General features: G+C 62.8%; 23 protein-coding genes. 11 read left to right on the forward strand and 12 right to left on the reverse strand.

Going from position 1 to position 25693, the window contains the following annotated elements; all coding sequences use genetic code 11:
• Positions 1-66: 66 nt before the first annotated feature.
• Complete coding sequence (locus OXH74_RS18135) at positions 67-1083, forward strand: efflux RND transporter periplasmic adaptor subunit (RefSeq protein WP_215369673.1); 1017 nt, start codon at positions 67-69, stop codon at positions 1081-1083.
• Positions 1080-4142, forward strand: coding sequence for an efflux RND transporter permease subunit (locus OXH74_RS18140; RefSeq protein ID WP_375738206.1), 3063 nt, complete (start codon positions 1080-1082; stop codon positions 4140-4142). Before OXH74_RS18135 ends, OXH74_RS18140 begins: the two co-directional genes overlap by 4 nt.
• Positions 4143-4243: 101 nt before the next feature.
• Here OXH74_RS18140 and OXH74_RS18145 read toward each other — a convergent pair whose 3' ends face one another.
• The 4 genes from OXH74_RS18145 to OXH74_RS18160 form a co-directional block, all read right to left on the reverse strand.
• Positions 4244-4804 carry a putative glycolipid-binding domain-containing protein gene (locus OXH74_RS18145; protein WP_375738207.1) on the reverse strand — a complete coding sequence of 187 codons (561 nt, stop codon included), beginning with the start codon at positions 4802-4804 and terminating at the stop codon, positions 4244-4246.
• 36 nt (positions 4805-4840) lie between these two features.
• A complete protein-coding gene (locus OXH74_RS18150) occupies positions 4841-5185 on the reverse strand; it encodes an MmcQ/YjbR family DNA-binding protein (RefSeq protein WP_375738208.1) in 345 nt (114 codons plus the stop codon).
• A 17-nt stretch (positions 5186-5202) separates the two neighbouring features.
• Positions 5203-6384, reverse strand: a complete 1182-nt coding sequence (locus tag OXH74_RS18155) for an MFS transporter (protein WP_375738209.1) — start codon at positions 6382-6384, stop codon at positions 5203-5205.
• Positions 6385-6544: 160 nt separating this feature from the next.
• A complete protein-coding gene (locus OXH74_RS18160; RefSeq protein ID WP_375738210.1) occupies positions 6545-7453 on the reverse strand; it encodes a LysR substrate-binding domain-containing protein in 909 nt (302 codons plus the stop codon).
• A 153-nt stretch (positions 7454-7606) separates the two neighbouring features.
• Between OXH74_RS18160 and OXH74_RS18165 the strand changes: the two genes are divergently transcribed.
• Positions 7607-8113, forward strand: a complete 507-nt coding sequence (locus OXH74_RS18165) for a DUF1993 family protein (protein WP_375738211.1) — start codon at positions 7607-7609, stop codon at positions 8111-8113.
• A gap of 209 nt (positions 8114-8322) precedes the next feature.
• Positions 8323-8931 carry an FMN-dependent NADH-azoreductase gene (locus OXH74_RS18170; protein ID WP_375738212.1) on the forward strand — a complete coding sequence of 203 codons (609 nt, stop codon included), beginning with the start codon at positions 8323-8325 and terminating at the stop codon, positions 8929-8931.
• Positions 8932-9059: 128 nt separating this feature from the next.
• On the opposite strand, the gene OXH74_RS18175 is transcribed toward OXH74_RS18170, so the two are convergent.
• Positions 9060-10649, reverse strand: coding sequence for an ABC-F family ATPase (locus OXH74_RS18175; protein WP_375738213.1), 1590 nt, complete (start codon positions 10647-10649; stop codon positions 9060-9062).
• Between the two features lie 613 nt (positions 10650-11262).
• Here OXH74_RS18175 and OXH74_RS18180 point away from each other — a divergent pair.
• Positions 11263-11691 carry a hydrogenase gene (locus OXH74_RS18180; protein ID WP_375738214.1) on the forward strand — a complete coding sequence of 143 codons (429 nt, stop codon included), beginning with the start codon at positions 11263-11265 and terminating at the stop codon, positions 11689-11691.
• A gap of 92 nt (positions 11692-11783) precedes the next feature.
• Positions 11784-12041 carry a PRC-barrel domain-containing protein gene (locus OXH74_RS18185; protein ID WP_375738215.1) on the forward strand — a complete coding sequence of 86 codons (258 nt, stop codon included), beginning with the start codon at positions 11784-11786 and terminating at the stop codon, positions 12039-12041.
• Between the two features lie 756 nt (positions 12042-12797).
• Here the strand turns inward: OXH74_RS18185 and OXH74_RS18190 are convergent.
• Both OXH74_RS18190 and OXH74_RS18195 read right to left on the reverse strand, forming a co-directional pair.
• The gene (locus tag OXH74_RS18190; RefSeq protein ID WP_375738216.1) at positions 12798-13013 is read right to left on the reverse strand and encodes a hypothetical protein; all 216 of its coding nucleotides are present in this window, start codon (positions 13011-13013) and stop codon (positions 12798-12800) included.
• Between the two features lie 518 nt (positions 13014-13531).
• A complete protein-coding gene (locus tag OXH74_RS18195; RefSeq protein ID WP_215369699.1) occupies positions 13532-13810 on the reverse strand; it encodes a peptidylprolyl isomerase in 279 nt (92 codons plus the stop codon).
• Positions 13811-13930: 120 nt separating this feature from the next.
• Here OXH74_RS18195 and OXH74_RS18200 point away from each other — a divergent pair, with 120 nt between their 5' ends.
• Together OXH74_RS18200 and OXH74_RS18205 are read left to right on the forward strand one after the other, a co-directional pair.
• Positions 13931-15133, forward strand: coding sequence for a PilT/PilU family type 4a pilus ATPase (locus OXH74_RS18200; RefSeq protein ID WP_375738217.1), 1203 nt, complete (start codon positions 13931-13933; stop codon positions 15131-15133).
• A 142-nt stretch (positions 15134-15275) separates the two neighbouring features.
• A complete protein-coding gene (locus OXH74_RS18205; RefSeq protein ID WP_375738218.1) occupies positions 15276-15872 on the forward strand; it encodes a DJ-1/PfpI family protein in 597 nt (198 codons plus the stop codon).
• 22 nt (positions 15873-15894) lie between these two features.
• On the opposite strand, the gene OXH74_RS18210 is transcribed toward OXH74_RS18205, so the two are convergent.
• Both OXH74_RS18210 and OXH74_RS18215 read right to left on the reverse strand, forming a co-directional pair.
• Positions 15895-17850, reverse strand: coding sequence for an acetoacetate--CoA ligase (locus OXH74_RS18210; protein ID WP_375738219.1), 1956 nt, complete (start codon positions 17848-17850; stop codon positions 15895-15897).
• 54 nt (positions 17851-17904) lie between these two features.
• Positions 17905-18819 carry a LysR family transcriptional regulator gene (locus tag OXH74_RS18215; protein ID WP_375738220.1) on the reverse strand — a complete coding sequence of 305 codons (915 nt, stop codon included), beginning with the start codon at positions 18817-18819 and terminating at the stop codon, positions 17905-17907.
• Between the two features lie 125 nt (positions 18820-18944).
• On the opposite strand from OXH74_RS18215, the gene OXH74_RS18220 reads away from it, so the two are divergent.
• The 3 genes from OXH74_RS18220 (at position 18945) to OXH74_RS18230 (ending at position 21615) form a co-directional block, all read left to right on the forward strand.
• Positions 18945-19643, forward strand: a complete 699-nt coding sequence (locus OXH74_RS18220) for a CoA transferase subunit A (protein WP_215370753.1) — start codon at positions 18945-18947, stop codon at positions 19641-19643.
• A 36-nt stretch (positions 19644-19679) separates the two neighbouring features.
• On the forward strand, positions 19680-20336 hold the full coding sequence (locus OXH74_RS18225; protein ID WP_375738221.1) for a CoA transferase subunit B: 657 nt from the start codon (positions 19680-19682) through the stop codon (positions 20334-20336).
• Positions 20337-20436: 100 nt separating this feature from the next.
• Complete coding sequence (locus OXH74_RS18230; protein WP_375738222.1) at positions 20437-21615, forward strand: acetyl-CoA C-acetyltransferase; 1179 nt, start codon at positions 20437-20439, stop codon at positions 21613-21615.
• Positions 21616-21937: 322 nt separating this feature from the next.
• Here OXH74_RS18230 and OXH74_RS18235 read toward each other — a convergent pair whose 3' ends face one another.
• The 3 genes from OXH74_RS18235 to OXH74_RS18245 form a co-directional block, all read right to left on the reverse strand.
• Positions 21938-22843, reverse strand: coding sequence for a hydroxymethylglutaryl-CoA lyase (locus OXH74_RS18235; RefSeq protein ID WP_375738223.1), 906 nt, complete (start codon positions 22841-22843; stop codon positions 21938-21940).
• 97 nt (positions 22844-22940) lie between these two features.
• Positions 22941-24884 carry an acetyl-CoA carboxylase biotin carboxylase subunit gene (locus OXH74_RS18240; protein ID WP_375738224.1) on the reverse strand — a complete coding sequence of 648 codons (1944 nt, stop codon included), beginning with the start codon at positions 24882-24884 and terminating at the stop codon, positions 22941-22943.
• Positions 24881-25681 carry a gamma-carboxygeranoyl-CoA hydratase gene (locus tag OXH74_RS18245; RefSeq protein WP_375738225.1) on the reverse strand — a complete coding sequence of 267 codons (801 nt, stop codon included), beginning with the start codon at positions 25679-25681 and terminating at the stop codon, positions 24881-24883. Before OXH74_RS18245 ends, OXH74_RS18240 begins: the two co-directional genes overlap by 4 nt.
• Positions 25682-25693 lie beyond the last annotated feature (12 nt).

A 25693-nucleotide genomic window follows, 5' to 3' on the forward strand; every position in this document is an offset into this window, starting at 1 on the left:
GCCGATAGAGTCGGCAGACGCTTCAGGCCAGAACCCGCAAACAGTCTGTTGGATAAGAGGCATTCGATGATCGTCAGTCGCACTGCAGGGATGCTGCTTTCTTTCCTCATGTCGGTTTACGCCCTGGCTGCCCCGCCGCCCCTGGTGGAAGTGTCAGAGCCGCAGCGAGGGCTGGTACGCGATGAGCTGATCACGTTTGGTTCCTTGCGTTCGGACGAGTCGGTAATGATCCGTCCGGAAATCGAAGGGCGCCTTGCCGCGCTGCATTTTCGCGAGGGGCAGGCGGTCAAGGGGGGCGACTTGCTGGTCAGTCTCGACGGCGCCATCGTCCGCGCCGAACTGGCCCAGGCCCGCGCCAACCTTGATCTGGCGGAGAAAAGCTACGAGCGGGCCAAGCTGTTGTTCGCACGCGGCGCCAGTAACGCCCAGGCCCAGGACGAGGCGCTGTCGCAACAGCAGGCTGCCCGCGCGAGCCTGGAGCTGGCCCAGGCCAGGCTGGAGAAAACGCAGATCCGTGCACCCTACGACGGCACCCTCGGCCTGCGCCAGGTGAGCGTCGGCGATTACCTCAGCGCCGGCCAGGACATGGTCAACCTTGAGGTGCTGGACCCGCTGAAGGTTGATTTTCGCATTCCACAAAAGGCCGTCAGCCAGGTCGGGATTGGTCAGTCGGTGGAGATCAGCTTGGATGCTTACCCCGGCGAGCAGTTCCGCGGCGAGATCATCGCGCTGAACCCACGTCTGGACGAAGTCGGCCGCAGCCAGGCGATCCGGGCGCAGATCGGCAATCGGGACCACCGCCTCAAGCCCGGCCAGTTCGTCAAGGTTTCAGTGATCCTGGCCGAGCGCCCGCAGGCCCTGCTGATTCCTGAGGAGGCGGTGATGCCCCTGGGCCAGCTGCTATTCGTCAACCTGGTCGTGGACGGCAAGGTGGAGCGGCGGCAGATCAAGATCGGCCAGCGCCTGCGCGGCAAGGCCGAGGTACGTGAAGGCTTGCAGGGCAATGAGCAGGTCATCACCGCGGGCTGGCAGAAGGTCAGCCCAGGGCTGGAGGTCCGCACCGTAGCGCGGGGTGGGGCATGACGCTCTCCGATGTGTGCATCCGCAGGCCGGTGTTCGCCACCGTCCTCTCGCTGATCATCGTCCTGCTCGGCCTTCTGGCTTATGAGCGACTCTCGGTGCGGGAGTACCCGAACATCGACGTGCCGATCGTCACGGTCAACGTCATCTACCCGGGGGCCAGCCCGGAGATCATGGAGTCCCAGGTGGCGCAGCCCATCGAGGACGTGTTGTCGGGTATCGAGGGGCTGGACTTCGTGGCTTCCATCAGCCGCTCGGAAAACACCCAGATCACTGCCCAGTTCCGCCTTGGCACCAACGCCGACGAGGCGGCCAACGATGTGCGGGACCGTATTGGGCGCGTGCGTGGTCTGCTGCCCGACGAGATCAACGAGCCCATCGTGCAGAAGGTCGAGGCTGACGCCCAGCCAGTGATCTGGCTTGCCTTCTACAGCGAGAGACACTCGGCCATGGAGATCACCGACGTACTCGAACGAGTCGTGCGTGATCGCCTGCAGACCATCCCGGGTGTATCCGAGGTGCAGATTCGCGGCGCGCGGCGCTTCGCCATGCGCATCTGGCTGGACCCGGAAAAGCTGGCCGCCCACGACCTCACGGTGCAGGACGTGGAAGATGCCATACGCAGGCAGAATGTGGAGATTCCGGCCGGGCGCATCGAGTCGGTGCAGCGCGAGTTCAGCGTGCTTTCGGAAACCGATCTGCGCACGCCTGAGGAATTCAACGACCTGATCCTCAATGACCAGCGCGGCTATCTGCTGCGCCTGTCCGACGTCGGCCACGCCGAGGTCGGTGCAGCGGATGTGCGCAGCGTAGTGCGCTTCAATGGCCGCTCCGCCGTGGCCCTTGGGCTGGTCAAACAGGCCACGGCCAACCCGCTGGAAATTTCCGATGGGCTGAATGAAGCGTTGCCGGAAGTCAGCGCGCTGTTGCCTGATGGCATGAAGATGACGGTCGCCAACGACAGTTCATTGTTCATTCGCGAGTCGATCGACAACGTCTACACCACTATCTGGGAAGCCGTGGTACTGGTGATCCTGATCATCTTCCTGTTCCTGCGCTCGTTGCGCGCCACGCTGATCCCGCTGGTGACCATCCCGGTGTCGCTGATTGGCGCGTTTGCGCTGATGGCACTGATGGGCTTCTCCATCAACACGCTGACGCTGCTGGCAATGGTGCTGGCCATCGGTCTGGTGGTGGACGATGCCATCGTGGTGCTGGAGAACATCCACCGGCATATCGAGGAGGGTATGTCGCCGCTTCAGGCCGCCTACAAAGGCAGTCGCGAGATTGCCTTCGCGGTGGTCGCCATGACCTTGACACTGGCTGCGGTCTACGCGCCCATCGGCTTCATGCAGGGCACCAGCGGTAAACTCTTCACCGAGTTCTCCTGGACGCTGGCCGGAGCCGTGCTGGTCTCTGGCTTCGTGGCCCTGAGCCTGTCGCCGATGATGTGCGGGCGCCTGCTCAAGGCCCATGTTCCGCAAGAGCGGCACAGCCGCGTCTACAACCTGGTCGAGGCCTTCCTCCACGGCCTGACCTACAGCTACCGCCACCTGCTGGAGCGGGTGTTGCGCGCCTGGGTGCTGATCATCGGCGTGCTGGTGGCCATTCTCGTCTTGTGTCTGGTTCTGTTCAGTGGCCTGCGCAGCGAGCTGGCACCCACCGAGGACACCGGCACCATCGTCGGCTCGATCAATGGCCCGGACGGCGCCACCATCGAGTACACCAGCCGCTACGCGAAGATGCTCGAAGAGGCCTACCGGTCGATTCCGGAAACCAACCGCTTCATGGTGGTGGTGGGGTTCCCGACCGTGGCCCAGGGTCTTTCATTCCTCAAGCTGGAAGACTGGGACGACCGTGAGCGCAGCCAGTTCGAGATCCGCGACGAGCTGCTGCCCAAGCTGCAGGACATCCCCGGCGTACGAGCCTTCCCGATCAACCGTCCGCCGCTGGGGCAGAGCGCGCGCAACCAGCCGGTGAACTTCGTGATTCGCTCTTCGCTGGAGTTCGATGAGCTGCAGCAGTACGTGGACCAGTTGCTAGCGCGCGTGCGCGACTATCCCGGCCTGGAAAGCCTCGACAGCGACCTCAAGCTGAATACGCCGCAGCTGAAGGTGACGGTTAACCGTGAGCAGGCGGTAGCCGTGGGAACCGACGTCGCCGCTATCGGCCGCAGCCTGGAAAGCTTGTTCGGCAGCCGCCAGGTCACGCGCTTCAAACAGAGTGGCGAGCAGTACGACGTGCTGGTGCAATTGGCCAACGTCGACCGCAGCAATCCGGAGGACCTCAACCGAGTCTACGTGCGCGGCCGCAATGACAGCATCGTGCAACTGGCCAACCTGATCGACATTCGCGAGACCGTAGCCCCGCGCGAGCTGAACCACTTCAACCAGTTGCGCGCGGTCACGATCACCGCAAACGTAGGCTCCGGCTATACCCTGGGCGAGGCCCTGGACCATCTGGAGCAGGCCGCGCGCGAGGTGTTCCCGACTGATACGCAGTTCGATTACACCGGCACCTCGCGGGAATTCAAGGATGCCAGTACGGGGGTGGCGCTGATCTTCGCCCTGGCGCTGGTATTCATCTACCTGGTGTTGGCGGCGCAGTTCGAGAGCTTTGTCGATCCGCTGATCATCCTCTTCAGCGTTCCGCTTTCCATGGCCGGGGCACTGCTGGCGCTGACTTTCTTCGGCGGCACGCTGAACATCTACTCACAGGTGGGCATGGTGACCCTGATCGGCCTGATCACCAAACACGGCATCCTCATCGTCGAGTTCGCCAACCAGTTGCTACGCCAGGGCATGGGCCTGCACGAGGCGGTGCTGGAAGCCTCGGTGAAACGCCTGCGGCCGATCCTTATGACCACTGGCGCCATGGTGCTGGGGTCGGTGCCCCTGGCCATCGCCAGCGGTGCCGGGGCCGAGAGCCGTCAGCAGATCGGCATGGTGATTGTTGGCGGGTTGCTGGTGGGGACTTTCTTCACACTGTTCGTGGTGCCGACGCTCTACCAGCAACTGCGGCGCTGGCGGCCGATTCGTCAGGAAGAGCCTGCGCTGGCTTGAGGCCGATCACCTCATGGCGCCGTTTGCGCTGAAGGTGACCGTTTGCGTGGATTGGCCTCTCTCCCATTTGTGGGGAGCGTTGGGGAGAGGCGCACCTCGCCTCACTGTCGCAGGAAAAACCTTGGATAGCGCTCCACCAGGCCATCGTTACCCAATGTCAGCACGGCTTCGAAACCACTGCCATCAAGGTTCTGGTAGAGGTAGTGGTGCTGGTCAAGGCGTGTATAGGCCTGGCGCATCCGTCTGACGCTGAGTTGAGGCGCCTCGATGAATACCGCCTCGATTTCGCGGCATTCGCCCTGGGCCAGGTAGAGGCGCCAGATGCTCGGGCTGTTGGTGAAGGGGGTTGGCCAGAGGTCTAGGTCCAGGCAGCCGGATAACTCAAGGAGTTTGTTGCCCTCCCCATCGCTCCAGTCGAGGTGGCTGTCACGCTTCAGGGCCAGCGTGCGCGAACCGTGTGCGTCCCGTACGCGGGCGCTGAAGGTCCGTGGCTCCCAGCCCTTTTCGAACTCCAGGCTGTAATGCAGGCGATAGGGTTGGCCCGCATCATCGAAAGCCAGTACCCAGCCATCCGCGCGCCGGCCGTCCAGGCGAAAGTCCTCAAGGCCGGAGGTTGGGGCCTTGAGGTTCCAGAGGTGGGTCCAGAGGGCGTTGGTTCTCATCGGCTCAGGCCTTTTCAGCTCAGGGCATTGGACAGCTTAGAGCAGGAGCCCCACCTGGCGGATCTTCGGTAGTCGGGCCACCACCAATTGGTGGGAACGCGTCAGCAGCTGACGCAGCTCCTCATCGCCGAACGGGAACGGCGTCGCCATGCTGATCCAGTGGGCCCGGGCCAGGTAGGGCGCAGGCCGGACGCCTGGACGATCGACGTAGCCCAGGAACAGATCGTGATCGACCTTGAAGGCCAGGCCATCACCGAGGAAATCGAGGATGGCGAACATCTTGTTGCCGGCGATCGAGAACACTCGGTTACTCCCCCATTTGATGTCCTCTCGGGCACCCGGCAATTGCAGGCAAAAGGCGGCGACTTGATCGGGGCTCATGGGTTCCTCCTGATCCTTCAGGTACTACTGGTGCTGCGCAGCAGCCAGAGGCTCAACAGCACGCCGGCCAGCGCCATGCTCGCCGCTACCAGGAAAATCATGGCAAAGCCGGCGGCGCTGGCAATGGCGCCCATCAGCGGGCCCGCGATGCCCAGGGCGAGGTCGAAGAATACGGCATAGGCGCCCAGTGCAGAACTGCGACTGGCCGCTGGAATTCGCGAAACCGCTTCCACACCCAGCGCAGGGTAGACCAGCGACAGGCCAAGGCCAGTCAGCGCTGCGCCAGCCAGGCTCAGCCAGGGCGTTGGAGCGATCCACAACAGCAGTAGGCCCAGGCTTTCTACGCTCAATGACAGGATCGCGACCCGATAGCCGCCCAAGTGCCTGATGCTGTTGATGAACAGCAGCCGCGCTCCAATGAAGGCGCAGCCGAATGCGGTCAGGCAGTAGGCTGCGCCGTCCCAGCCCTGGCTCGCGTAATACAGGGTGATGAAGGTGGCCAGGGTGCCGAAGCCGATTGAGCCAAGCGCTAGCGCCGTGCCGTTGGGGGCGATGCGCAGGAAGACGTTGTGGAAGGGCAGCCGTTCGCCGTGCACGATTGGCGCCGGCGGTTTGTTCCAGGCCGCCAGCAGCGCCAGGGTGCAGAGCAGGGCCATGAGCGCGCCGATGCTCCACAGACCCAGGTGTGCGGCCATCACCACCCCCAGTGGGGCGCCTACGGCGATAGCACCGTAGGACGCAATCCCATTCCACGAAATGACCCGGGCCATGTTCTCGGCGCCCACCCGGCCAACGCCCCAGCTGATCGAGCCCGTGCCGACAAGCCCCTGGCCGATCCCGAGCACCACGCGTCCTGCCAGCAGGAGCACCAGGCTGGGCAGCGGCCATGCCTGCAGGGTCGTGGAAAGTAAGGTGAGTATCCCGCTGAGGCCGCAGAAGGCCATGCCGTAGAGGACGGCGCGTTTGGCACCGAGGCGGTCCGCCAGGCTGCCAGACATCGGTCGGGAAAGCAGGGTGGCCAGGTACTGTGAGCTGATCACGATCCCCGCCATGATCGAGCCATAGCCCAAGTTGTCGTGTACGTAGCCCGGCAACACGGCAATGGGCAGGCCAACACAGAAGAAACTGATGAAAGTGAAGAAGACGACGGAGATGATCTGCAAGGTAGTGGAGGACGCAGACAGCTGGGGCGTGCTCATGGCAGAACCTGGAAGAGAGGGGACGGGGCGGCGCTCATGATCGCCGAGTCCGATTGGGAAAGGAAGCGTGCTAACGATTGAGCGCGTCATTCACTCAACGAGATTTGCCGGGCTATTTCAACGCTGCAAAGCAGTACCTTCCTTCCCCGAGTCTGGAGGCTTACACCGGCGGGTGCAGCCCATGGTGGAAAGCCTCTACCAGATGTTCGATCCAGGCGCGCACGGCCGGCAGCATCCCACGTCTATGGGTGTAGACGGCCTGCAGGAAACCGCCGGGTAGCCGCCAGTCTGGCAGTAGGCGTACCAGGCTACCGTCGCGGAGTTCCGCTTCGCAGTTCATTTGCGGCAGCAGGCTGAAACCGAGCCCCAGGAGCGCCGCGCGCTTGCGCATCTCGAAGTCTTCCGTGCCCAGGCGCGCGTCCATGACCACTTCCTGTCGGTTGCCGAGGCTGTTTCGCAACTGGTAGTGCAAACGCCGGTCCGCCTCTGGAGCCCCTAGTGCGGGTAATTGCTGCAGGTCTTCCGGCCGGGTGATGGTCTTTCCCAGCAGCAACCTGGGGGATGCCACCAGAAAACTCACCGCCGGGCTGAGCTGGCGTGCGATCAGCGTTGGGTCTTCATCTCCTTCTTCGCGTACTCGCAAGGCCACATCCACGCCTTCTTCTCGCAGATCGACCCTGCGATTGGTCAGGATCAGGTCCAGTTGCACGAGCGGATGCTGCTCAATGAACTCCAGGGTGATGGGGCGCAGTTGTGTGCGGCCCAACTCGACGGGACAGGATACCCGCAAGCGACCGCGCGGCTCGGCGGTCAGGCTGGCCACCACCTCGTCTGCCTGCTCGGCCTCTGCCAGCATCGCCTGGCAGTGCCGCAAGTAGCGCTCCCCGACGTCGGTCAACGCCAGCTTGCGTGTAGTGCGTTGCAGTAGGCGAACTCCCAGGCGCTCTTCCAGTTCTGCGATGCGCCGCGACAGGCGAGATTTCGGAATGCCCAGCAGACGACCGGCGGCCGCGAACCCACCGTGTTCGACCACCTTGGCGAAGTAGAAAAGATCGTTGAGGTCCTGCATGCTTTTGTCCTGCGTGTGGGACGAAATATGACATTTTCGGCTAGTTTGACGCGATTGATTTGTTCCGTGGGAACGTTGGTGCCCGGAATTGCCGCGGCGCTCGCCAAGGGCTATACCTGATCGACTTTCCCCACCCGAAACGGAGCAAGCACCATGTCCTTGTCCATGTACGAGGCTTCAATACCGGTATTCGTGCGCATGCTGGGCAACTTGTCGACGATTCTCGCCAAAGCCCAGGCCAATGCGGAAGCACGGAGTATCGAGCCCAAGGTTTTCATCGAGGCGCGGCTGGCGCCGGATATGTTCCCGCTGGCTCGCCAGGTGCAGATCGCCAGCGATATGGCCAAGGGCTGCGCGGCCCGTCTCGCGGGCGTCGAGGTGCCGAGCTACCCCGATACCGAGTCAAGCTTCGCAGAACTCCAGGAGCGGATCGCCAAGACGGTGGAGTTCGTCCAGGGCATCCAGGCGGCCCAGCTGGAGGGCAGTGAAACCCGCATCGTCACCCTGAAGATGCGCACCGGTGACCTGACATTCCCTGGCCTGGCGTACCTGCTGCACTTCGCTTTGCCGAACTTCTACTTCCACGTCACCACGGCCTACGCCATCCTCCGCCACAATGGCGTGGACGTGGGTAAGATGGATTTCCTCGGCGGCGTCTGAACCGTCGCTGGCGCTGAGCGCAGCGAAGCCCAACGATTCTTTTGTTGGAACCTTGTCGGGTTTCGCAGGGCTCAGCCCAACCAAAGCAGATTCGTCCCATGAGTGGGACGCTGAGTCACGAAGTTGCCGGCTAATCAGTCTTTGTGCTCATCAGTAGGATTGCCCCATCCCGATCAGCAGTCGCCGATCGATCAATTGAGGAAACCTACATGAAACTTCTGCACCTTGATTCCAGCATCCTCGGCGACGCATCCGCCTCCCGTCAGCTGAGCCGTTCCGTGGTTGAAGCCTGGCAGGCTGCCGAACCCGCCGCCCAAGTCACCTACCGTGACCTGGCCAGTGATGCCCTGAGTCACCTGTCGGCCCTGAGCCTGGTGGCAGGTGGAACACCTGCCGAGCTGCGCGACGCTGCCCAGAAGTACGAGGCTGAACTCGGCGAAACCACCTTGAGTGAATTCCTGGCTGCCGACGCCATTGTCATCGGCGCGCCGATGTACAACTTTGCCGTGCCGACCCAGCTCAAGGCCTGGATCGACCGTATCGCTGTCGCCGGCAAGACCTTCACCTATACGGAAGCCGGCCCGAAGGGCTTGGCGGGCGGCAAGAAGGTGGTGGTCGTCTCCACCGCCGGTGGTGTCCACAACGGTCAGCCCAGTGGCAGCGCCCATGAGGATTACCTGTGCTTCGTTCTCGGCTTCCTCGGTATCACCGATATCGAGATCATCCGCGCGCAGGGCCTGGCCTACGGCGAAGAGCCGCGCGCCAATGCCATCAGCGCTGCGCAGGAGCAGATCGGCGAGCTGTTCGCGACGGCCTGATCTGGTTGCCTGAAACGACCAAGCCCCGCTAATGCGGGGCTTGGTCGTTTCAGGCTTCTAATGCTTCGGAGGAAACCTGTAGGGGAGAATTCATTCGTCCCTACAAGTCCTCAGCTTGTCCCGGCAGGTTAGACGATCACGCCCTGGCTGCGCAGGTAGTCGTCGTAGGTGCCGCTGAAGTCGGTCACGCCGGTTTCCGACAACTCGATGATGCGGGTGGCCAGGGAGCCGACGAACTCGCGGTCATGACTGACGAAGATCAGCGTGCCCGGGTAGTTTTCCAGCGCCAGGTTCAGCGCTTCGATCGATTCCATGTCCAGGTGGTTGGTCGGCTCGTCCATCACCAGCACGTTGGGACGCTTCAGGATCAGCTTGCCGAACAGCATGCGGCCTTGCTCGCCGCCGGAAATCACCTTGACCGACTTCTTGATCTCATCGTTGGAGAACAGCATGCGGCCGAGGGTACCACGCACCAGTTGCTCGCCGCCCTGGGTCCACTGGCCCATCCAGTCGAACAGGGTCACGTCGTCGGCGAAGTCATCGGCATGATCCTGGGCGAAATAGCCGACATCGGCGCTTTCGGTCCATTTGACTTCACCGGCATCCGGCGTGAGTTCACCTACCAGGCAGCGCAGCAGGGTGGTCTTGCCGATACCGTTGGGGCCGATGATGGCGACACGCTCGCCGGCTTCGATCTGCAGGTTCAGGCCCTTGAACAGTGGCTTGTCCTCGAAACCCTTGGCCAGCTTCTCCAAGGTCACCGCCTGGCGGTGCAGCTTCTTGTGCTGCTCGAAACGGATGAAGGGGCTGACGCGGCTAGATGGTTTGACCTCTTCCAGCTGGATCTTGTCGATCTGCCGTGCACGGCTGGTGGCCTGCTTGGCCTTGGAGGCGTTGGCCGAGAAGCGGCTGACAAAGGTCTGCAGTTCGGCGATCTGTGCCTTCTTCTTGGCGTTGTCCGAGAGCAGGCGTTCGCGGGCCTGGGTGGCCGCGGTCATGTACTCGTCATAGTTACCTGGGAAGAGGCGCAGCTCGCCGTAGTCCAGGTCGGCCATGTGGGTGCAGACGCTGTTCAGGAAGTGACGGTCGTGGGAAATGATGATCATGGTGCTGTTGCGCTCGCGCAGCACGCTTTCCAGCCAGCGGATGGTGTTGATATCCAGGTGGTTGGTCGGTTCGTCCAGCAGCAGCACGTCTGGATCGGAGAACAGCGCCTGCGCCAGCAGCACGCGCAGTTTCCAGCCGGGGGAAACAGCGCTCATCGGACCGAAGTGTTGGTCCAGCGGGATGCCGACGCCGAGAAGCAGTTCGCCGGCGCGGGATTCGGCGGTGTAGCCGTCCATCTCGGCGAAGTGCACTTCCAGCTCGGCCACGGCCATGCCGTCCTCTTCGCTCATCTCCGGCAGCGAGTAGATGCGGTCGCGCTCGGCCTTCACCGCCCAGAGTTCGGTGTGGCCCATGATCACCGTGTCGATCACGCTGAAGTTTTCGTAGGCGAACTGGTCCTGGCGCAGTTTGCCCAGGCGCACGTTGGGCTCCAGCATCACCTGGCCGGCCGACGGTTCCAGGTCACCGCCGAGGATCTTCATGAAGGTCGACTTACCGCAGCCGTTGGCCCCGATCAGGCCGTAGCGGTTACCGTTGCCGAATTTAACGGAAACGTTCTCGAACAGCGGCTTGGCGCCGAACTGCATGGTGATATTTGCGGTGGAGATCAAGGGTTTTACCTATCAATAACTTACAAGTGGCCGCTTTCAGCTGATAGCGATTTGATATCAATGTTCAGCTTTTCAAGCTCGCGCCAGTCGGAGCACGAGTTGATCCAGCAGGCGTACGACGACAGCAACATCTGCACGCGGAGGCCGAGTTGCTGGGAGATGAAAGCGGGATTGATGCCGGATATCCGGCAGATTGTCGCATAGGTGTGCCAGTAATTGCATGGCGAGCGGTATCTGATCCCCCGGCGCCATCGTGGTAGGGCGCCACCGGTGGTGGATGCACAAGGCGTCTTGCATGTGCCCTTGGCTCTTGGAGGTCGGGACAATCCAGGGGCCACGCACGCGACCTTCACCCCGTCTTTCCGACATTTGGTATGCGCCTGGGCCACCTTCCTGCAGAGGTTTACGCGGTGCGAGTCGGAGTATGAATCGTTACAGCGCCGCAGCATCGTCATGATCCGGTCGACCCGGCGGCATCCAATCAAGGTTCAGCGCAAGCTGGAGGTTGAGCTGGGTCAATTCACGCTGGCACTGGCGCCAAGTGCGCAGCAGCCTAGAGTGGGTACTCGGTTGAGAGAAAAATCAGGCGTAAGCCAAGTCTCAAAAAGGATTCATGATGGTCGAATTGCGGCGTCGCTTGCTTTGGCACGGGATGTTCCTCTTCCTGCTCGGACTTGGCGTGGGCCTCGTCGAGCCGCAGTTCAGCAACCCGCGTATGGGCCTTGCCGCTCATCTCGAGGGCGTCATGAACGGCACTTTCCTGCTGGCGATCGGGGCGGCCTGGACAGAGGTCCGTCTCGGCGCACGAACCAAGGCTGTTGCGTACTGGACTGTACTTTACGGTACCTATGCCAACTGGGCCTTCACGACGTTGGCTGCGGTTTTCGGTACGGCAGCCATGTCACCCATCACTGCAGCCGGGTATAGCGGAGCACCTTGGCAGGAAAGCCTGGTGACGCTCGGCTTTGTTTCGGTCGGACTCTCTATCGTTGTCGCCTCGCTGCTCTTGCTCTGGGGTTTTTCCCGCGGCGCGAAGGTCTGACCGGGCAGGTTCTGCCCGCGTTGAGATTTGCGATGGGCATGGTGGTGTTCTGCCGAGCTATATTGCCAGCAGGCGCTGACAAGGAGGTTGGTATGGCAAGGGACTATACGGATGGTCGCTATAAGGTTTACCTGGGCCGAACCGCAGGCGCTCCCAGGGTGGGGCGCATCGACCGTGACGAATTCGTCAGGAGCGACAGCAACCAGTTGCTCTACCGCCTCGAAGGCAAAGATGTTTACGACATGAGTGGCGAACATGTCGGCGAGATCATGGATGCCGGCGATTTCGCCATGGTTGTGAAGCGCAGCCCTACGAGTATCGATTGCATACTCGTCTTCGTGCCCGAGTAACCACTCCTCGCGATACACCTGATTTCAAAGAGTGCAGGACATTGGTGAGCCACGGAATGGCAATAACCTGCCGAAAGGACAAGGGCCGCCACGGTCCCGGGACAAAGATTGGTACTACCCCGTGGCGGCAATATGAAATGCCCAAAAGAACAACTCCAGCGTAGCAATTTGATTGCACATGGCCAGTACCACTCGTTCGGCCAATTGGTGCGTTCGGCTGCGTTGGACGTCATCGTTGCCATGAGCTGCGATGCATGGAGCGCCGCTTATGCAGGGCTGCAGTGGATGCGTCCTCATATGACAAAGCCCGCGCAAGGCGGGCTTTGTCGTTGGGGGCTGATCTTTCAGCAGTCCAGGGAGCTGAACACTGGCCTGCCGGATTCGTCCACGCGAAGCAGCTTATCGAGGGCGTCATCCGCCGCTTGAATTGCATCGGATCGGCGGGTGAAGTGTGTACGGTCATAGACCTGATGGAGGAGCGGTTCTGCGTAAGATCCGTGCGGTCTGATTGCAACAAACGCTAAAGCATGATCACCGTTGAGTCGGGCTTCGCTCCAGGCGGCGTGCCCTGGGAAGTCTCGTCTGTTCATGGCGGCCTCCAGCAGGTTGCGTCTTAGAAGATGGACTTCAAATATGGACCAGGAATCCTCATTTGGTAGGGCGACCTGACGAAGGGATGGGTGATAAAGAGAAACCCGCCCAAGGTCGGCTGGATATTTGAAGTTGATCTATCGGTGATGAGGGCTGCTGCCTGTCTCAGATTCCCCTCCAGAACTCGTACATCGCATAGATCACCCCGATGGCCAGCATCCAGCGAACCAGCCCGAGTAATTCCTTGCGGGTCATGACCCACCAGGCCACCAGAGCGATCATCACGGCCAATCCCAGCTGTTGCGCTTTGCTTTCTATTGTCTGGGAGTACGCGAAATAAAAACCCATTGCCAGTGATCCGAGCCCGACGACCACCTTCATCGGATCACTCATCGTGTGGGTTGTCTCGTTCCTTCTGACCGCTCCCGACCCCTTGCAGGAGGAGCAGCACTCGAACCTGGTGACTCCGTTCTCAAAATGAGTTTTCCGGCCTGTTCCGTTGCAGTTGGTGCACATCGACGTAGCCATAGGCGAGTTCTCCGTAGATCTTTTTCCTCGCCTACTGCTACCCGAATACGTCCATCGAAAGGTCTGGCGTGCTGTTGCTGGTGTTATAGCCAATCCAGCTTGTCGACGGCGTGCGCTCTGGCAGGAAAAGGAGGGGCTTGGTCGGCGGTATGGCAAGGGCTGAAGGCGGGCGTGAGTAACAGGGTCGAAATTCATTACGAATGCAGGGGATGGAGACTGAAACAGGGGGGAATGCGCGCGGGCTGATGCCAACCGCGATATCAGCCCGCAGAATTTGATGAATGGTCGTGCCGACAACTCACTGAGGTGAGAGGCGCGCAAAAGTGCGCGCTTTTAGCAATTTCGCGCCGCTACGGGGATCGGCCGTCGTTTCAGTCGCGGAAGAACACCTGCACCAGGTGGTAGCCAAACTGGCTTTTCACAGGGCCGTGGATGGTACGGACGGGCTTCTTGAAAATCACCTGGTCGATCACCCGCACCATTTGGCCTGGGCGGACCTCGCCGAGGTCGCCGCCGCGCTTGGCGGAAGGGCAGATGGAATGCTTCTTGGCCAGGGTGGCGAAATCCTCGCCATTGGCCAGGCGCTTTTTCAGTTGTTCGGCTTCCGCCTCGGTCTTGACCAGGATGTGGCGGGCAAGGGCCTTGGCCATGGGAATTCCTCGTGGACTGTGGAGCCGTTCATTGTGCCCGACCGGGCGTCGGTCATACAGTTGCCTCTTTTCGATCCGCTGTGCGGATGCGTTGCTCCTCCACTGGATTACGGACGCCCCATGGACCTTTCCTCGATGTTGAAAATCCTGGCCACCCAGGACGGTTCCGACCTTTACCTCTCTACTGGCGCGCCGCCCTGCGCCAAATTCAACGGCGTGCTCAAACCGCTAAGCAGCGAGCCATTGCGCGCCGGCGACGTAGCAAAGATCGCCGATTCGGTCATGGATGCCGAGCAGCGCGCTGAATTCGAGCGTGAGCTGGAGATGAACCTGGCCATTTCGCTGCCCAATATCGGCCGCTTTCGCATCAATATCTTCAAACAGCGCAACGAGGTATCCATCGTCGCGCGGAACATCAAGCTCGATATCCCGAAATTCGAGGACCTCAAACTGCCGGAAGTGCTGCTCAAGATGGTCATGGAGAAGCGCGGCCTGGTGTTGTTCGTCGGCGGCACCGGCTCGGGCAAGTCCACCTCGCTGGCCGCACTGATCGACTACCGCAACCGCAATAGCGGCGGGCACATCATCACCATCGAAGACCCGGTGGAGTATGTGCATCGGCACAAGAAATCCATCATCAACCAGCGTGAAGTGGGCGTGGACACCCGCAGCTTCCATGCAGCGTTGAAGAACACCCTGCGCCAGGCGCCGGACGTGATCCTGATCGGTGAGATCCGCGACCGCGAAACCATGGAGCACGCCCTGGCTTTCGCCGACACCGGCCACCTGGCGATTTCCACATTGCATGCCAACAACGCCAACCAGGCGCTGGACCGTATCATCAACTTCTTCCCCGAGGAGCGTCGGCCGCAGCTGCTCAATGACCTGGGCAACAACCTCAAGGCCTTCGTTTCCCAGCGTCTGGTGCGCACCCAGGATGGCAAACGCCGTGCGGCGGTTGAAGTGCTGCTCGGGACTTCGACCATCAGCGACCTGATCAAGCGCGGTGAATTCCACTCCATCAAGGAAATCATGGAAAAGTCCCGTGGCCTGGGCATGCAGACCTTCGACCAGGCGTTGTTCGACTTGGTGGTGGAGGGCGCCATCAGCGAGGACGAGGCGATCAAGAACGCCGACTCGGCCAACAATCTGCGCCTGAAGCTCAAGCTTTATCGCGAGGGCCCCAATGGACCGGCTGCGCAGGAGACCACCTCGACAGCAGCGCCTGCTGGAGGCGAGAGAGCTGCCAACTGGGGGCTCGAGCTGAAGTTGGAGGAGTTGGAGGAAGATGAGCCGGAGGAGCCGGGGGCAGGGCCGAGGTAGGTTCCCGGGGCATTGCTGGTGTGGGTTTCGTCCGCTTCCCCTCTCAACCTGTACGGTCAAATTTGATTACTGCTGTACTTGGCGCCTGTGCCGCGGCCCGCATAGATTCGCTCCATGCACGGATCTGCTGCGGGAGGCCGCCATGCGTATCGCCGTACTGACGTTCGAGGGTTTCAACGAGCTGGATTCCTTTGTCGCCGCCGGGCTGCTCAACCGCATGCGCGGCCACGGCTGGCAGGCTGAGATCACCTCGCCCACGGAATGGGTTACCTCGATGAACGGGGTGAAGATCCAGGCGCAGCAGCCGCTGGAGTTCGCTAACGCGGCGGACGTGGTGCTGTTCGGCAGTGGCATGCAGACCCGCGCCATCGCCGAGGACCGCAGCATCCTCGACCGCCTGCGGCTGGACCCGCAGCGCCAGTTGATCGGTTCGCAATGCTCCGGCGCCTTGCTGATGGCCCGCCTCGGGCTGCTAGGCAGCCTGCCGGCCTGCACCGATCTCACCACCAAGCCCTGGGTGATCGAGACTGGCGTGCGGGTGCTGGACCAGCCGTTTTATGCCAAAGGCAACCTGGCCACCGCTGGCGGTTGCCTGTCGGCGCCGTACCTGGCGGCTTGGGTGATTGCCAAGCTGGCCGGTGAAGACGCTTGCGCCACGGTGCTGCACTATGTGGCCCCGGTGGGGGAGAAGGAGGCCTTCGTCGAGCGGGCGCTGGGGGTGGTGAGGCCTTATCTCTGAGCCTCAGGGAGAGAGCACCGCTTCAACTCTTCAGCTCGGGCAATTCCCGGAACAGTTCCAGCGCCTGCGGATTGGCCAGGGCATCGGTGTTCTTCACCGGCTTGCCGTGTACAACGTTGCGTACGGCCAGTTCGACGATCTTGCCGCTGATGGTGCGTGGAATGTCGGTCACGGCGATGATCTTGGCCGGTACATGGCGCGGGGTGGTGTTGGCGCGGATCACCTGGCGAATGTGAGTTTGTAGCGCTTCATCCAGCACCACACCCTCACGCAAACGCACGAACAGCACCACGCGCACGTCGCTGTCCCAATCCTGGCCGATGGCGATGGATTCCAACACTTCTTCGACTTTTTCCACCTGGCGGTAGATTTCCGCCGTGCCGATGCGTACCCCGCCGGGGTTGAGCACGGCATCCGAGCGGCCGTGAATGACCAGGCCGCCGTGCGGGGTCTCCTCGGCGTAGTCGCCATGGGCCCAGACGCCGGGGAAGGTTTCGAAGTAGGCCGCCTTGAACTTCGCCCCTTCGGGGTCGTTCCAGAAACACACCGGCATGGAGGGGAAGTGCCGGGCGCAGACCAGTTCGCCTTTTTCGCCCACCACCGGCTTGCCGTCTTCGTTCCACACCTGCACGTCCATGCCCAGCCCCTTGCACTGCAACTCGCCGCGCCACACCGGCAGCACCGGGTTGCCCAGGGCGAAGCAGGATACGATGTCGGTGCCGCCGGAAATCGATGACAGACAGAGGTCGGCCTTGATGTCGCGATAGACGTATTCGAAGCTCTCGTGCGACAGCGGAGAGCCAGTTGATAGCAACGCCTTGAGTCGCGTCAGTTGGTGGCTCTGACCGGGCTTCTCGCCGGCTTTCTCCAGCGCTGCGAGGTACTTGGCGCTGGTGCCGAAGATGCTGATGCCCTCGGCGTCGATCAGGTCGATCAGGCGTTCCGCGCCGGGATGGAAGGGCGAGCCGTCGAATAGCACCAGGGTGGCACCGAGGGCCAGCCCGGAGACCAGCCAGTTCCACATCATCCAGCCGCAGGTGGTGTAGTAGAACAGCGTGTCGTCGGTCCTCAGGTCCGTGTGCAGCCCATGCTCCTTCACATGCTGCAGCAAGGTGCCGCCGACGCCGTGGACGATGCACTTGGGCACGCCCGTGGTGCCGCTGGAGTAGAGAATGTAGAGCGGTTGGTCGAACGGCATCTGGGTGAACGCGGGCTCGCCGCCGGGGGTGTAGAAGTCACGCCAGAGCGTGACCTTGGCGTGGGTGGTGAAGTCGCCAGGGGTGGCCTCAGGACGTGCGAAGGGCACCACCACCAGCTGTTCGAGCGACGGCATGCGCTCAAGGATTTCATTGAGCTTGGTGGTCAGGTCCAGCACCTTGCCGGCGTAGCGGTAACCGGCGGCGGCGATCAGCACCTTGGGTTCGATCTGGCCGAAGCGGTCGATCACACCCTGTGTGCCAAAGTCCGGTGAGCAGGACGACCAGGTGGCGCCCAGACTGGTGGCGGCCAGCATGCCGACCACCGTCTGCCAAGTATTCGGCATGAAGGCGGCGACGCGGTCGCCGACACCCACTCCGGCAGCTTGCAGGCTGCGTTGCAGGCCGGCGACCTGAGAAGCCAGCTCGGCGTAGGACAGTTGTTCGCGGCCGCCGTCTTCGGCAATCGCGATCAGCGCCGGGTGGTCATCACTGCGGCGCAGCAGGTGCTCGGCGAAGTTCAGTGTGGCGCCGGGAAACCAGTGGGCGCTCGGCATCGCCGGGCCTTCTTCCAGCACTGCCTGTGGCGCGCTGGAGAAGCGAATATCGAAGAACTCGACGATGGCCTGCCAGAAGGCCTCGCGATTGGCCACGCTCCAGGCGTGCAGAGCAGGGTAGTCGGCCAGGTCCAGGCCGTGACGCTGGTTGACCTGGCGCCGGAAGGCGTCCATCCGGGTGGCGGCGATGCGGGCCGGGCTGGGACTCCAGAGAGGCTGGTTCATCTGTGCGTCCATCGTGTCGGGCGGATGCTTCTCATAATGGCACGGGTTGGCGGCTCAGGTTGGGGCCTCGGGCAGGTCCAGGGTATTCCAGTCGGTGACGTGCAACAGCACGTCGCATAGGGCCTGGGCTGCGGTGGAGAGCTTGTGCTCGGCGAGCCTGATCAATCCGACTCGCCGGGCCACCTCCGGGCTGTGCAGGGCGATGCAGCGGGCGCCCAGCTCCTGCATCTGCTGGATGCACAGGCTGGGGACGACGCTGACGCCCAGCCCCTGGGCGACCATGCGGCCGATCGTGCCCAGCTGGTGACTCTCGAAGGCCACCGGCAATTTGCCGTGTTGCGCGGCGACCGTCTCTTCCAGCAGCAGTCGCACGGCGGAGGGCCGTTGCAGGGTGATGAAGTTCTCCCGCAGCAGCTCCGTCCAGCTCACGTCCTGGCGACTAGCCAGTTCGCAATCGGTGGGAACTACAGCAACGAATCGGTCGGTATAGAAGGGCGTGAAATCCAGACCGTCGAGCGAGTCCGGCTCGAACGCGATGCCCAGCTCGACACGGCGGTTGCGCACCATTTCCAGTACTTGCTCGTTGATCACATCATGCACGGCCACGTTGACCTTCGGGTGGCGATTGCGGAAGGCCTTGAGCGCCACCGGCAATAGGTTGCCGGCAAACGAGGGCATGGCGGCAATGGAAACCTTGCCCAATTGCAGGGTGAAGTGCTGGCGCAGCAGCTCTTCGGCATTGTCCCAGTCTGCCAGCAGGCGACGGGCAATGGGCAGCAGTGTCTCGCCCTCTGGCGTCAGGCTGACGCTGCGGGTGGTGCGCACCAGCAACGGGCCGCCGAGGGACTCTTCCAGGCTTTTGATCGCCAGGCTCAACGCAGGTTGGGAAAGGTGCAGCCGTTCGCAGGCCTGGGCGAAGCTCAGGCTCTGGGCAACGGCAAGGAAGGCGCGCAGTTGCTTGACAGTCATTGATTTGCCTTTGTGATTAATGCAAAGGAAAAACAAACTTAACAAATCAGTCTGGAGGGGAGAAGCTCTGCCTCACCCACCGGCGACGACTGCCGGCCACGAACAACGACAAGAGGCGCAATCGCATGAGCGGACTCGACAAACGCGTGAACTCCTATGAAGAGGCCCTGGCTGGCCTGACCGACGACATGACTGTCCTGTCCGGCGGCTTCGGCATCTGCGGTATTCCGGAGAACTTGATCAACGAGATCCGCCGCCGTGGCGTCAAGGGCCTGACCGTGGTCTCCAACAACTGCGGCATCGACGGCTTTGGCCTGGGCGTGCTGCTGGAAGACCGGCAGATCCGCAAGATGATCGCGTCCTACGTCGGCGAGAACGCCCTGTTCGAGCAACAGCTGCTCAGCGGCGAGCTGGAAGTCGAATTGACCCCGCAAGGCACCCTGGCCGAGAAACTGCGCGCAGGCGGTGCCGGCATCCCGGCCTTCTACACGGCCACTGGCTACGGCACCCCGGTCGCCGAAGGCAAGGAAGCTCGCGAGTTCAACGGCCGCCATTACATCCTCGAGCCGGCGATCACTGGTGACTTCGCCATCGTCAAAGGCTGGAAAGCCGACCACTTCGGCAACGTCATCTACCGCCACACTGCACAGAACTTCAACCCGGTGGTCGCCACCGCCGGCCGCATCACCGTGGTCGAGGTGGAGGAAATCGTCGAGCCGGGCGAACTGGACCCGGCCCAGATCCACACCCCTGGCATCTACGTGGACCGCATCATCCAGGGCAGCTTTGAGAAACGCATCGAGAAGCGCACCGTCCGCTCCTGAGCCTGACCACAACAAGAAGAATCCGAGGATACCGACATGGCACTTACCCGCGAACAGATGGCCCAACGCGTGGCTCGCGAACTGAAGGACGGTTACTACGTGAACCTGGGGATCGGTATTCCGACCCTGGTGGCCAACTACGTGCCGGAAGGCATGGATGTGATGCTGCAGTCCGAGAACGGCCTGCTCGGCATGGGCGCATTCCCGACCGAGGAGGAAGTGGACGCCGACATGATCAACGCCGGCAAGCAGACCGTCACCGCCCGCTCGGGTGCAGCGATCTTCTCGTCCGCCGAGTCCTTCGCGATGATCCGTGGCGGCCACGTGGACCTGACCGTGCTAGGCGCCTTCGAAGTGGATGTGCAGGGCAACATTGCGTCCTGGATGATCCCCGGCAAGCTGGTAAAGGGCATGGGCGGCGCGATGGACCTGGTGGCTGGTGCCGACAACATCATCGTCACCATGACTCACGCCTCCAAGGACGGCGAATCCAAGTTGCTCAAGCACTGCAGCCTGCCGCTCACCGGCTGCCGCTGCATTCGCAAGGTACTCACCGACCTGGCGTACCTGGAGATCGAGAACGGCACCTTCATCCTGCGCGAGCGCGCGCCGGGTGTGAGCATCGAAGAAATCGTCGCCAAGACCGCCGGCCCGCTGATCGTGCCGGATGACGTCATCGAAATGACGTTCTGAGTACCTCACCGCATTGAAGGGATCCGCCACGCACGGCTCCCTTCAATGCGTTTTTTTCGTTTTATCACCTCCGACCCTGCTTCTTGATCGGGAGAAACCAATGCAAGACGTCGTAATCGTCGCCGCTACCCGCACTGCCATCGGCAGCTTCCAAGGCGCTCTCGCCGGTATCCCCGCCCATGAACTGGGTGCTGCGGTGATCCGCCAACTGCTGGCTCAGACCGGCCTGGATGTCGCCGAGGTGGATGAAGTGATACTGGGCCAGGTGCTGACCGCAGGTTCGGGCCAGAACCCGGCGCGGCAGGCGGCAGTCCTCGCTGGCCTGCCTTTCACGGTCCCGGCCATGACCCTCAACAAGCTCTGCGGCTCGGGCCTAAAGGCCCTGCATCTGGGCGTACAGGCCATCCGCTGCGGTGACGCAGACGTGGTCATCGCCGGCGGCCAGGAGAATATGAGCCTGGCCCCCTACATCCTGCCTGGCGCCCGCACCGGCCTGCGCATGGGCCATGCGAAGATCGTCGACACCATGATCCACGACGGCCTGACCGATGCCTTCAACGACTACCACATGGGCGTCACGGCTGAGAACCTGGTGGAGAAATACGGCATCAGCCGCGAGGCCCAGGACCGCTTTGCCGCCGCTTCGCAGGAGAAGGCCGTGGCTGCCATCGAAGGTGGGCGCTTCAAGGACGAGATCACTCCGATCCTGATCCCGCAGCGCAAGGGCGATCCCGTTGCCTTCGCCACTGATGAGCAGCCGCGCGCCAGCACGACCTTTGATGCCTTGTCCAAGCTCAAGCCCGCCTTCAAGAAGGATGGCAGCGTCACCGCCGGCAACGCCTCCAGCCTCAACGACGGCGCTGCTGCGGTGCTGCTGATGAGCGCTGAAAAGGCCAAGGAGCTGGGCCTGCCGTTGCTCGCCCGAGTCGCCGGTTACGCCAATTCCGGTGTTGACCCGGCGATCATGGGCATCGGTCCAGTAACCGCGACTCGCCGTTGCCTGGAAAAAGCGGGCTGGAGCCTCGAGCAACTGGACCTGATCGAAGCCAACGAAGCCTTCGCCGCCCAGTCGCTGTCTGTGGGCCAGGAGCTGGGTTGGGACATGGCCAAGGTCAACGTCAACGGCGGCGCCATCGCCCTTGGCCACCCGATCGGTGCATCGGGTTGCCGCGTGCTGGTGACTCTGCTGCACGAGATGATCAAGCGTGATGCCAAGAAGGGTTTGGCGACCCTGTGCATTGGTGGGGGGCAGGGCGTGGCGCTGGCGATCGAGCGTTGATTGCGACGCGGTAAGGAAAACGCCGGCCTCAGGGGCGGCGTTCTTGTTTGGAGGGTGCGCCGTGCGCACCCTACCATCAAGCCCGTAGGGTGTGGTTGAGCGAAGCGATACCCATCAGCGGGAATCGATGGGTATCGCAGGCTCAACCCATCCTACCGAGCAGAGTCGGGTTCAACTCCGCGCCAGCCAGCTAACAAGCTTCAGCCGCGAGTCACTCCTCTCAGCTTCAGGGAGAGGGGCCGGGGGAGAGGGCGGCGGATAAAGCAATAAAAAGGCCGCGATCCCGAAGCATCGCGGCCAAGAGGGGAACCTCAATCGAGCTTCAGCTCGAACTCGCCAGCCTGGCGCGCGCTACCCGCGAGCCATTCTCTTTGCCCAGCACCGCGCAGATGCGCTGGCCAGCCGCAATGAGCTTATCCATGTCGATGCCTGTCTCGATGCCCAACCCGTTCAGCAGGTAGAGCACATCTTCGGTGGCGACGTTGCCGGTGGCACCCTTGGCGTAGGGGCAGCCACCGAGGCCGGCGACCGAGCTGTCGAACACCGCGATGCCTTCCAGCAGGCCGGCGTAAACGTTCGCCACGGCCTGGCCATAGGTGTCATGGAAGTGGCCAGCGAGCTTGTCACGGGGAACCTTGGCGCCGACGACTTCGAACATATGGCGGGTAGCGCCTGCGGTGCCAGTACCGATGGTGTCGCCGAGGGAGACTTCATAGCAGCCCATGGCGTACAGCTCGGCGGCCACGCTGGCCACTTGCTCGGCGGGGACAGTGCCCTCGTAGGGGCAGCCCAGCACACAGGAAACATAGCCGCGTACACTGATGCCCTGGGCTCGCGCCGCGTCGATGACCGGCACGAAACGTTCCAGGCTTTCGGCGATGGAGCAGTTGATGTTCTTTTGCGAGAAGGACTCGGAAGCGGCGGCGAACACAGCCACTTCCTTCACCCCGGCCTCCAGGGCGGCCTCGAAGCCCTTCAGGTTTGGTGCCAGGGCGGCGTAGGTGACCCCGGCCTTGCGCTGGATCTGCGCGAAGACCTCGGCCGAACCGGCCATCTGCGGCACCCACTTGGGCGAGACGAAGCTGCCCACCTCGACATAGCCGAGGCCGGCGGCGGTCAGGTCGTCCACCAGGGTCACCTTGTCGGCGACGCTGATGGGTTGTTTCTCGTTCTGCAGGCCGTCGCGCGGGCCGACTTCGACCAGGCGGACCTTGCTTGGAATATTCATTGCGTCATCTCTCAATGCACCGGAGTTCAGTACCGTAGGATGGAACGGGTAGCGTTCCGCTGAACCCGACTCATCCTACGAGGTGTCACTGCGGACCTCAGGCCTCTTCCAACTCGACGAGGGCGGTGCCTTCGTTGACCAGCTCGCCTTCGCCGCAATACAGCGCCTTGATCACGCCGTCGTGGGGCGCGCGGATGCTGTGTTCCATCTTCATGGCTTCCAGCACCACCAGGGCGGTACCTGCTTCGACCTTCTGGCCAGCTTCCACCAGCACGCGCACGATACTGCCGTTCATCGGCGCCGTCAGCCCGCCGTGATGGCTGTGGCTGGCTTCCACTTCCTCGATCGGGTCGACGCGCGTGACGCTGCGCAGTTCGCCGTCCCACTCAAGGTAGAGCGTTTCGCCTCGGCGGATCGCCAGGTGCTGGCGACGCAGGCCGTCTTGCTCGACGGTGATGTGCTCGCCGGACAGGCAGATCGGGCTGGCGGCCGCGCCGCGCAGACGCACCACACGGCGTTCGTTACCGGCAATCAGGTGCTGGTCGATTTCGCTGGGCAGACCGGCGCGCCAGCCGTTGTGATGGCTCCAGGGCGAGTAGGGATCATCACTGCGAATGCGCTGTGCTTCGCTCTGGCGGAAGGTTTCGCCGGCCAGTTGCCAGAAGGTCTCGGGCAGTTCGGCGGGGGCAGGCAGCAGTTGTTCCTGGTAGCGGCCTATGAAGCCGGTATCCAGCTCGGCGGCGGCAAAGGCCGGGTGGGCCAGTACGCGGCGCAGGAACGCCAGGTTGGTCTTGAAGCCGCCCACGGCGGTTTCGTCGAGCATGGCCAGCAAGCGCTGACGGGCTTCCTCGCGGGTTTCACCCCAGGCGATCAGCTTGGCCAGCATTGGGTCGTAGAAGGGGGATACTTCATCGCCTTCGGCCACGCCACTGTCCACCCGACGACCCGGGCCGTGGGCGGCCTCGCGGTAGAGGGCCAGGCGGCCGCTGGCGGGCAGGAAGTCCTGCTCCGGATCTTCGGCGTAGAGGCGCACTTCGATGGCGTGGCCTAGCAGCGGCACCTGTTCCTGGGTGATCGGCAGGGCCTCGCCACGGGCGACGCGGATTTGCCAGGCCACCAGATCGAGGCCGGTGATGGCTTCGGTGACCGGGTGCTCCACCTGCAGGCGGGTGTTCATCTCCATGAAGAAGAAGTCGCCGCGCTCATCCAGCAGGAACTCCACGGTGCCAGCGCCGACATAACCGATGGCCTGGGCCGCGCGCACGGCGGCTTCGCCCATGGCGCGGCGCAGTTCGGCGGAGAGGCCGGGGGCCGGTGCTTCCTCCACGACCTTCTGGTGGCGGCGCTGGATCGAGCAGTCGCGCTCGTTGAGATACAGGCAGTTGCCGTGGCTGTCGGCGAATACCTGGATTTCCACGTGGCGCGGCTTGAGGACGTACTTCTCCACCAGCATGCGCGAGTCGCCAAAGGCCGACTGCGCCTCACGCTGGGCGGAGGCGAGGGCCTCGGCCAGCTCGCTTTCGCGCTCGACCACCTTCATGCCCTTGCCGCCACCGCCGGCAGCGGCCTTCAGCAGCACCGGGTAGCCGATGCGCTCGGACGCGGCGCGGAAGGTTTCCAGATCCTGGGCCTCGCCGTGATAACCGGGCACCAGGGGCACGCCGGCGGCTTCCATCAGCGCCTTGGCGGCAGACTTGCTGCCCATGGCGTCGATGGCGGAGGCCGGTGGGCCAAGGAAGATCAGGCCAGCCTCGGCGATGGCACGGGCGAAGCCGGCGTTCTCCGAGAGGAAGCCGTAGCCCGGGTGGATGGCCTGGGCGCCGCTGGTCTTGGCGGCAGCGATCAGCTTGTCCACCAGCAAGTAGCTTTCGGCGGGTTTGGCGCCGCCCAGGTCGACGGCGATGTCCGCCTCGCGCACGTGGCGGGCATTGCGGTCGATGGCGCTGTGCACGGCCACGGTACGAATGCCGAGGGCCTTGGCAGTGCGCATGACGCGGCAGGCGATTTCGCCACGGTTGGCGATCAGCAGGGTGGTGATCATTGTTGTGGCTCCTGCCAGGACGGTTTGCGTTTCTCCAGGAAAGCACGCAGGCCCTCCTGGCCTTCGGGGCTCACGCGGATGCGAGCGATGGCGCTTTCGGTATAGCGGCGCAGGCCTGGGCTGAGGGCACCACTGGCGACCTCGCGGAGCAGGTCCTTGGTCGCGCTCATCGCTTGCGGGCTGTTCTGCAGCAGGTTGGTGGTCCAGTCATTGACCGCCTCGTCCAGCGTATCGATCGGGTAGCACTCGGCGAGCAGGCCGAGCTCACGGGCTGTTTCTCCGCTGAAACGCTCGGCGGTCAGGGCGTAGCGGCGCGCCGCGCGTTCCCCGATGGCCTGTACCACGAAGGGGCTGATCACCGCCGGGGCCAGGCCGATACGCACTTCGGAGAGGGAGAACTGCGCGTCCTTGGCGCCGATGGCCATGTCGCAGCAGCTGATCAGGCCCAGCGCACCACCAAAGGCCGCACCTTGCACTACGGCAAGGGTCGGCACCTTGAGGTGGTAAAGGTTGTACATCAGCTCGGCCAGCTCGCGGGCATCGTCCAGGTTGGAGTTGTAGTCGAGCTTGGCGGATTCCTGCATCCAGGCCAGGTCCGCGCCGGCGGAGAAGTGCCGGCCACGGCCGCGCAGGATCAGGAAACGTACATTGGGGGCAGCCTTGACGGCGTCGAGGGCGAGGATCAACTCGCGGATCATCCCGGCGTTGAAGGCGTTGTTCTTTTCCGGACGATTCAGCCAGAGCGTGGCAACGCCGTTGCTGGTGATGTCCAGTTGCAGGGTGGTGAAGTCGGTCATCGTTCTCTCCTG

It is taken from the genome of Metapseudomonas boanensis (genome assembly GCF_042232855.1).
GTDB classification, from domain to species: Bacteria; Pseudomonadota; Gammaproteobacteria; order Pseudomonadales; family Pseudomonadaceae; genus Metapseudomonas; species Metapseudomonas boanensis.

Coding starts and splice junctions, on each gene's coding strand:
- OXH74_RS18135 (WP_215369673.1), top strand. CDS start 67: ATGATCGTCAGTCGCACTGCAGGGATGCTGCTTTCTTTCCTCATGTCG.
- OXH74_RS18155 (WP_375738209.1), bottom strand. CDS start 6,384: ATGAGCACGCCCCAGCTGTCTGCGTCCTCCACTACCTTGCAGATCATC.
- OXH74_RS18210 (WP_375738219.1), bottom strand. CDS start 17,850: ATGAACCAGCCTCTCTGGAGTCCCAGCCCGGCCCGCATCGCCGCCACC.
- OXH74_RS18145 (WP_375738207.1), bottom strand. CDS start 4,804: ATGAGAACCAACGCCCTCTGGACCCACCTCTGGAACCTCAAGGCCCCA.
- OXH74_RS18225 (WP_375738221.1), top strand. CDS start 19,680: ATGGCACTTACCCGCGAACAGATGGCCCAACGCGTGGCTCGCGAACTG.
- OXH74_RS18240 (WP_375738224.1), bottom strand. CDS start 24,884: ATGATCACCACCCTGCTGATCGCCAACCGTGGCGAAATCGCCTGCCGC.
- OXH74_RS18200 (WP_375738217.1), top strand. CDS start 13,931: ATGGACCTTTCCTCGATGTTGAAAATCCTGGCCACCCAGGACGGTTCC.
- OXH74_RS18235 (WP_375738223.1), bottom strand. CDS start 22,843: ATGAATATTCCAAGCAAGGTCCGCCTGGTCGAAGTCGGCCCGCGCGAC.
- OXH74_RS18140 (WP_375738206.1), top strand. CDS start 1,080: ATGACGCTCTCCGATGTGTGCATCCGCAGGCCGGTGTTCGCCACCGTC.
- OXH74_RS18195 (WP_215369699.1), bottom strand. CDS start 13,810: ATGGCCAAGGCCCTTGCCCGCCACATCCTGGTCAAGACCGAGGCGGAA.
- OXH74_RS18190 (WP_375738216.1), bottom strand. CDS start 13,013: ATGAAGGTGGTCGTCGGGCTCGGATCACTGGCAATGGGTTTTTATTTC.
- OXH74_RS18245 (WP_375738225.1), bottom strand. CDS start 25,681: ATGACCGACTTCACCACCCTGCAACTGGACATCACCAGCAACGGCGTT.
- OXH74_RS18230 (WP_375738222.1), top strand. CDS start 20,437: ATGCAAGACGTCGTAATCGTCGCCGCTACCCGCACTGCCATCGGCAGC.
- OXH74_RS18205 (WP_375738218.1), top strand. CDS start 15,276: ATGCGTATCGCCGTACTGACGTTCGAGGGTTTCAACGAGCTGGATTCC.
- OXH74_RS18220 (WP_215370753.1), top strand. CDS start 18,945: ATGAGCGGACTCGACAAACGCGTGAACTCCTATGAAGAGGCCCTGGCT.
- OXH74_RS18160 (WP_375738210.1), bottom strand. CDS start 7,453: ATGCAGGACCTCAACGATCTTTTCTACTTCGCCAAGGTGGTCGAACAC.
- OXH74_RS18170 (WP_375738212.1), top strand. CDS start 8,323: ATGAAACTTCTGCACCTTGATTCCAGCATCCTCGGCGACGCATCCGCC.
- OXH74_RS18165 (WP_375738211.1), top strand. CDS start 7,607: ATGTCCTTGTCCATGTACGAGGCTTCAATACCGGTATTCGTGCGCATG.
- OXH74_RS18185 (WP_375738215.1), top strand. CDS start 11,784: ATGGCAAGGGACTATACGGATGGTCGCTATAAGGTTTACCTGGGCCGA.
- OXH74_RS18215 (WP_375738220.1), bottom strand. CDS start 18,819: ATGACTGTCAAGCAACTGCGCGCCTTCCTTGCCGTTGCCCAGAGCCTG.
- OXH74_RS18180 (WP_375738214.1), top strand. CDS start 11,263: ATGATGGTCGAATTGCGGCGTCGCTTGCTTTGGCACGGGATGTTCCTC.
- OXH74_RS18150 (WP_375738208.1), bottom strand. CDS start 5,185: ATGAGCCCCGATCAAGTCGCCGCCTTTTGCCTGCAATTGCCGGGTGCC.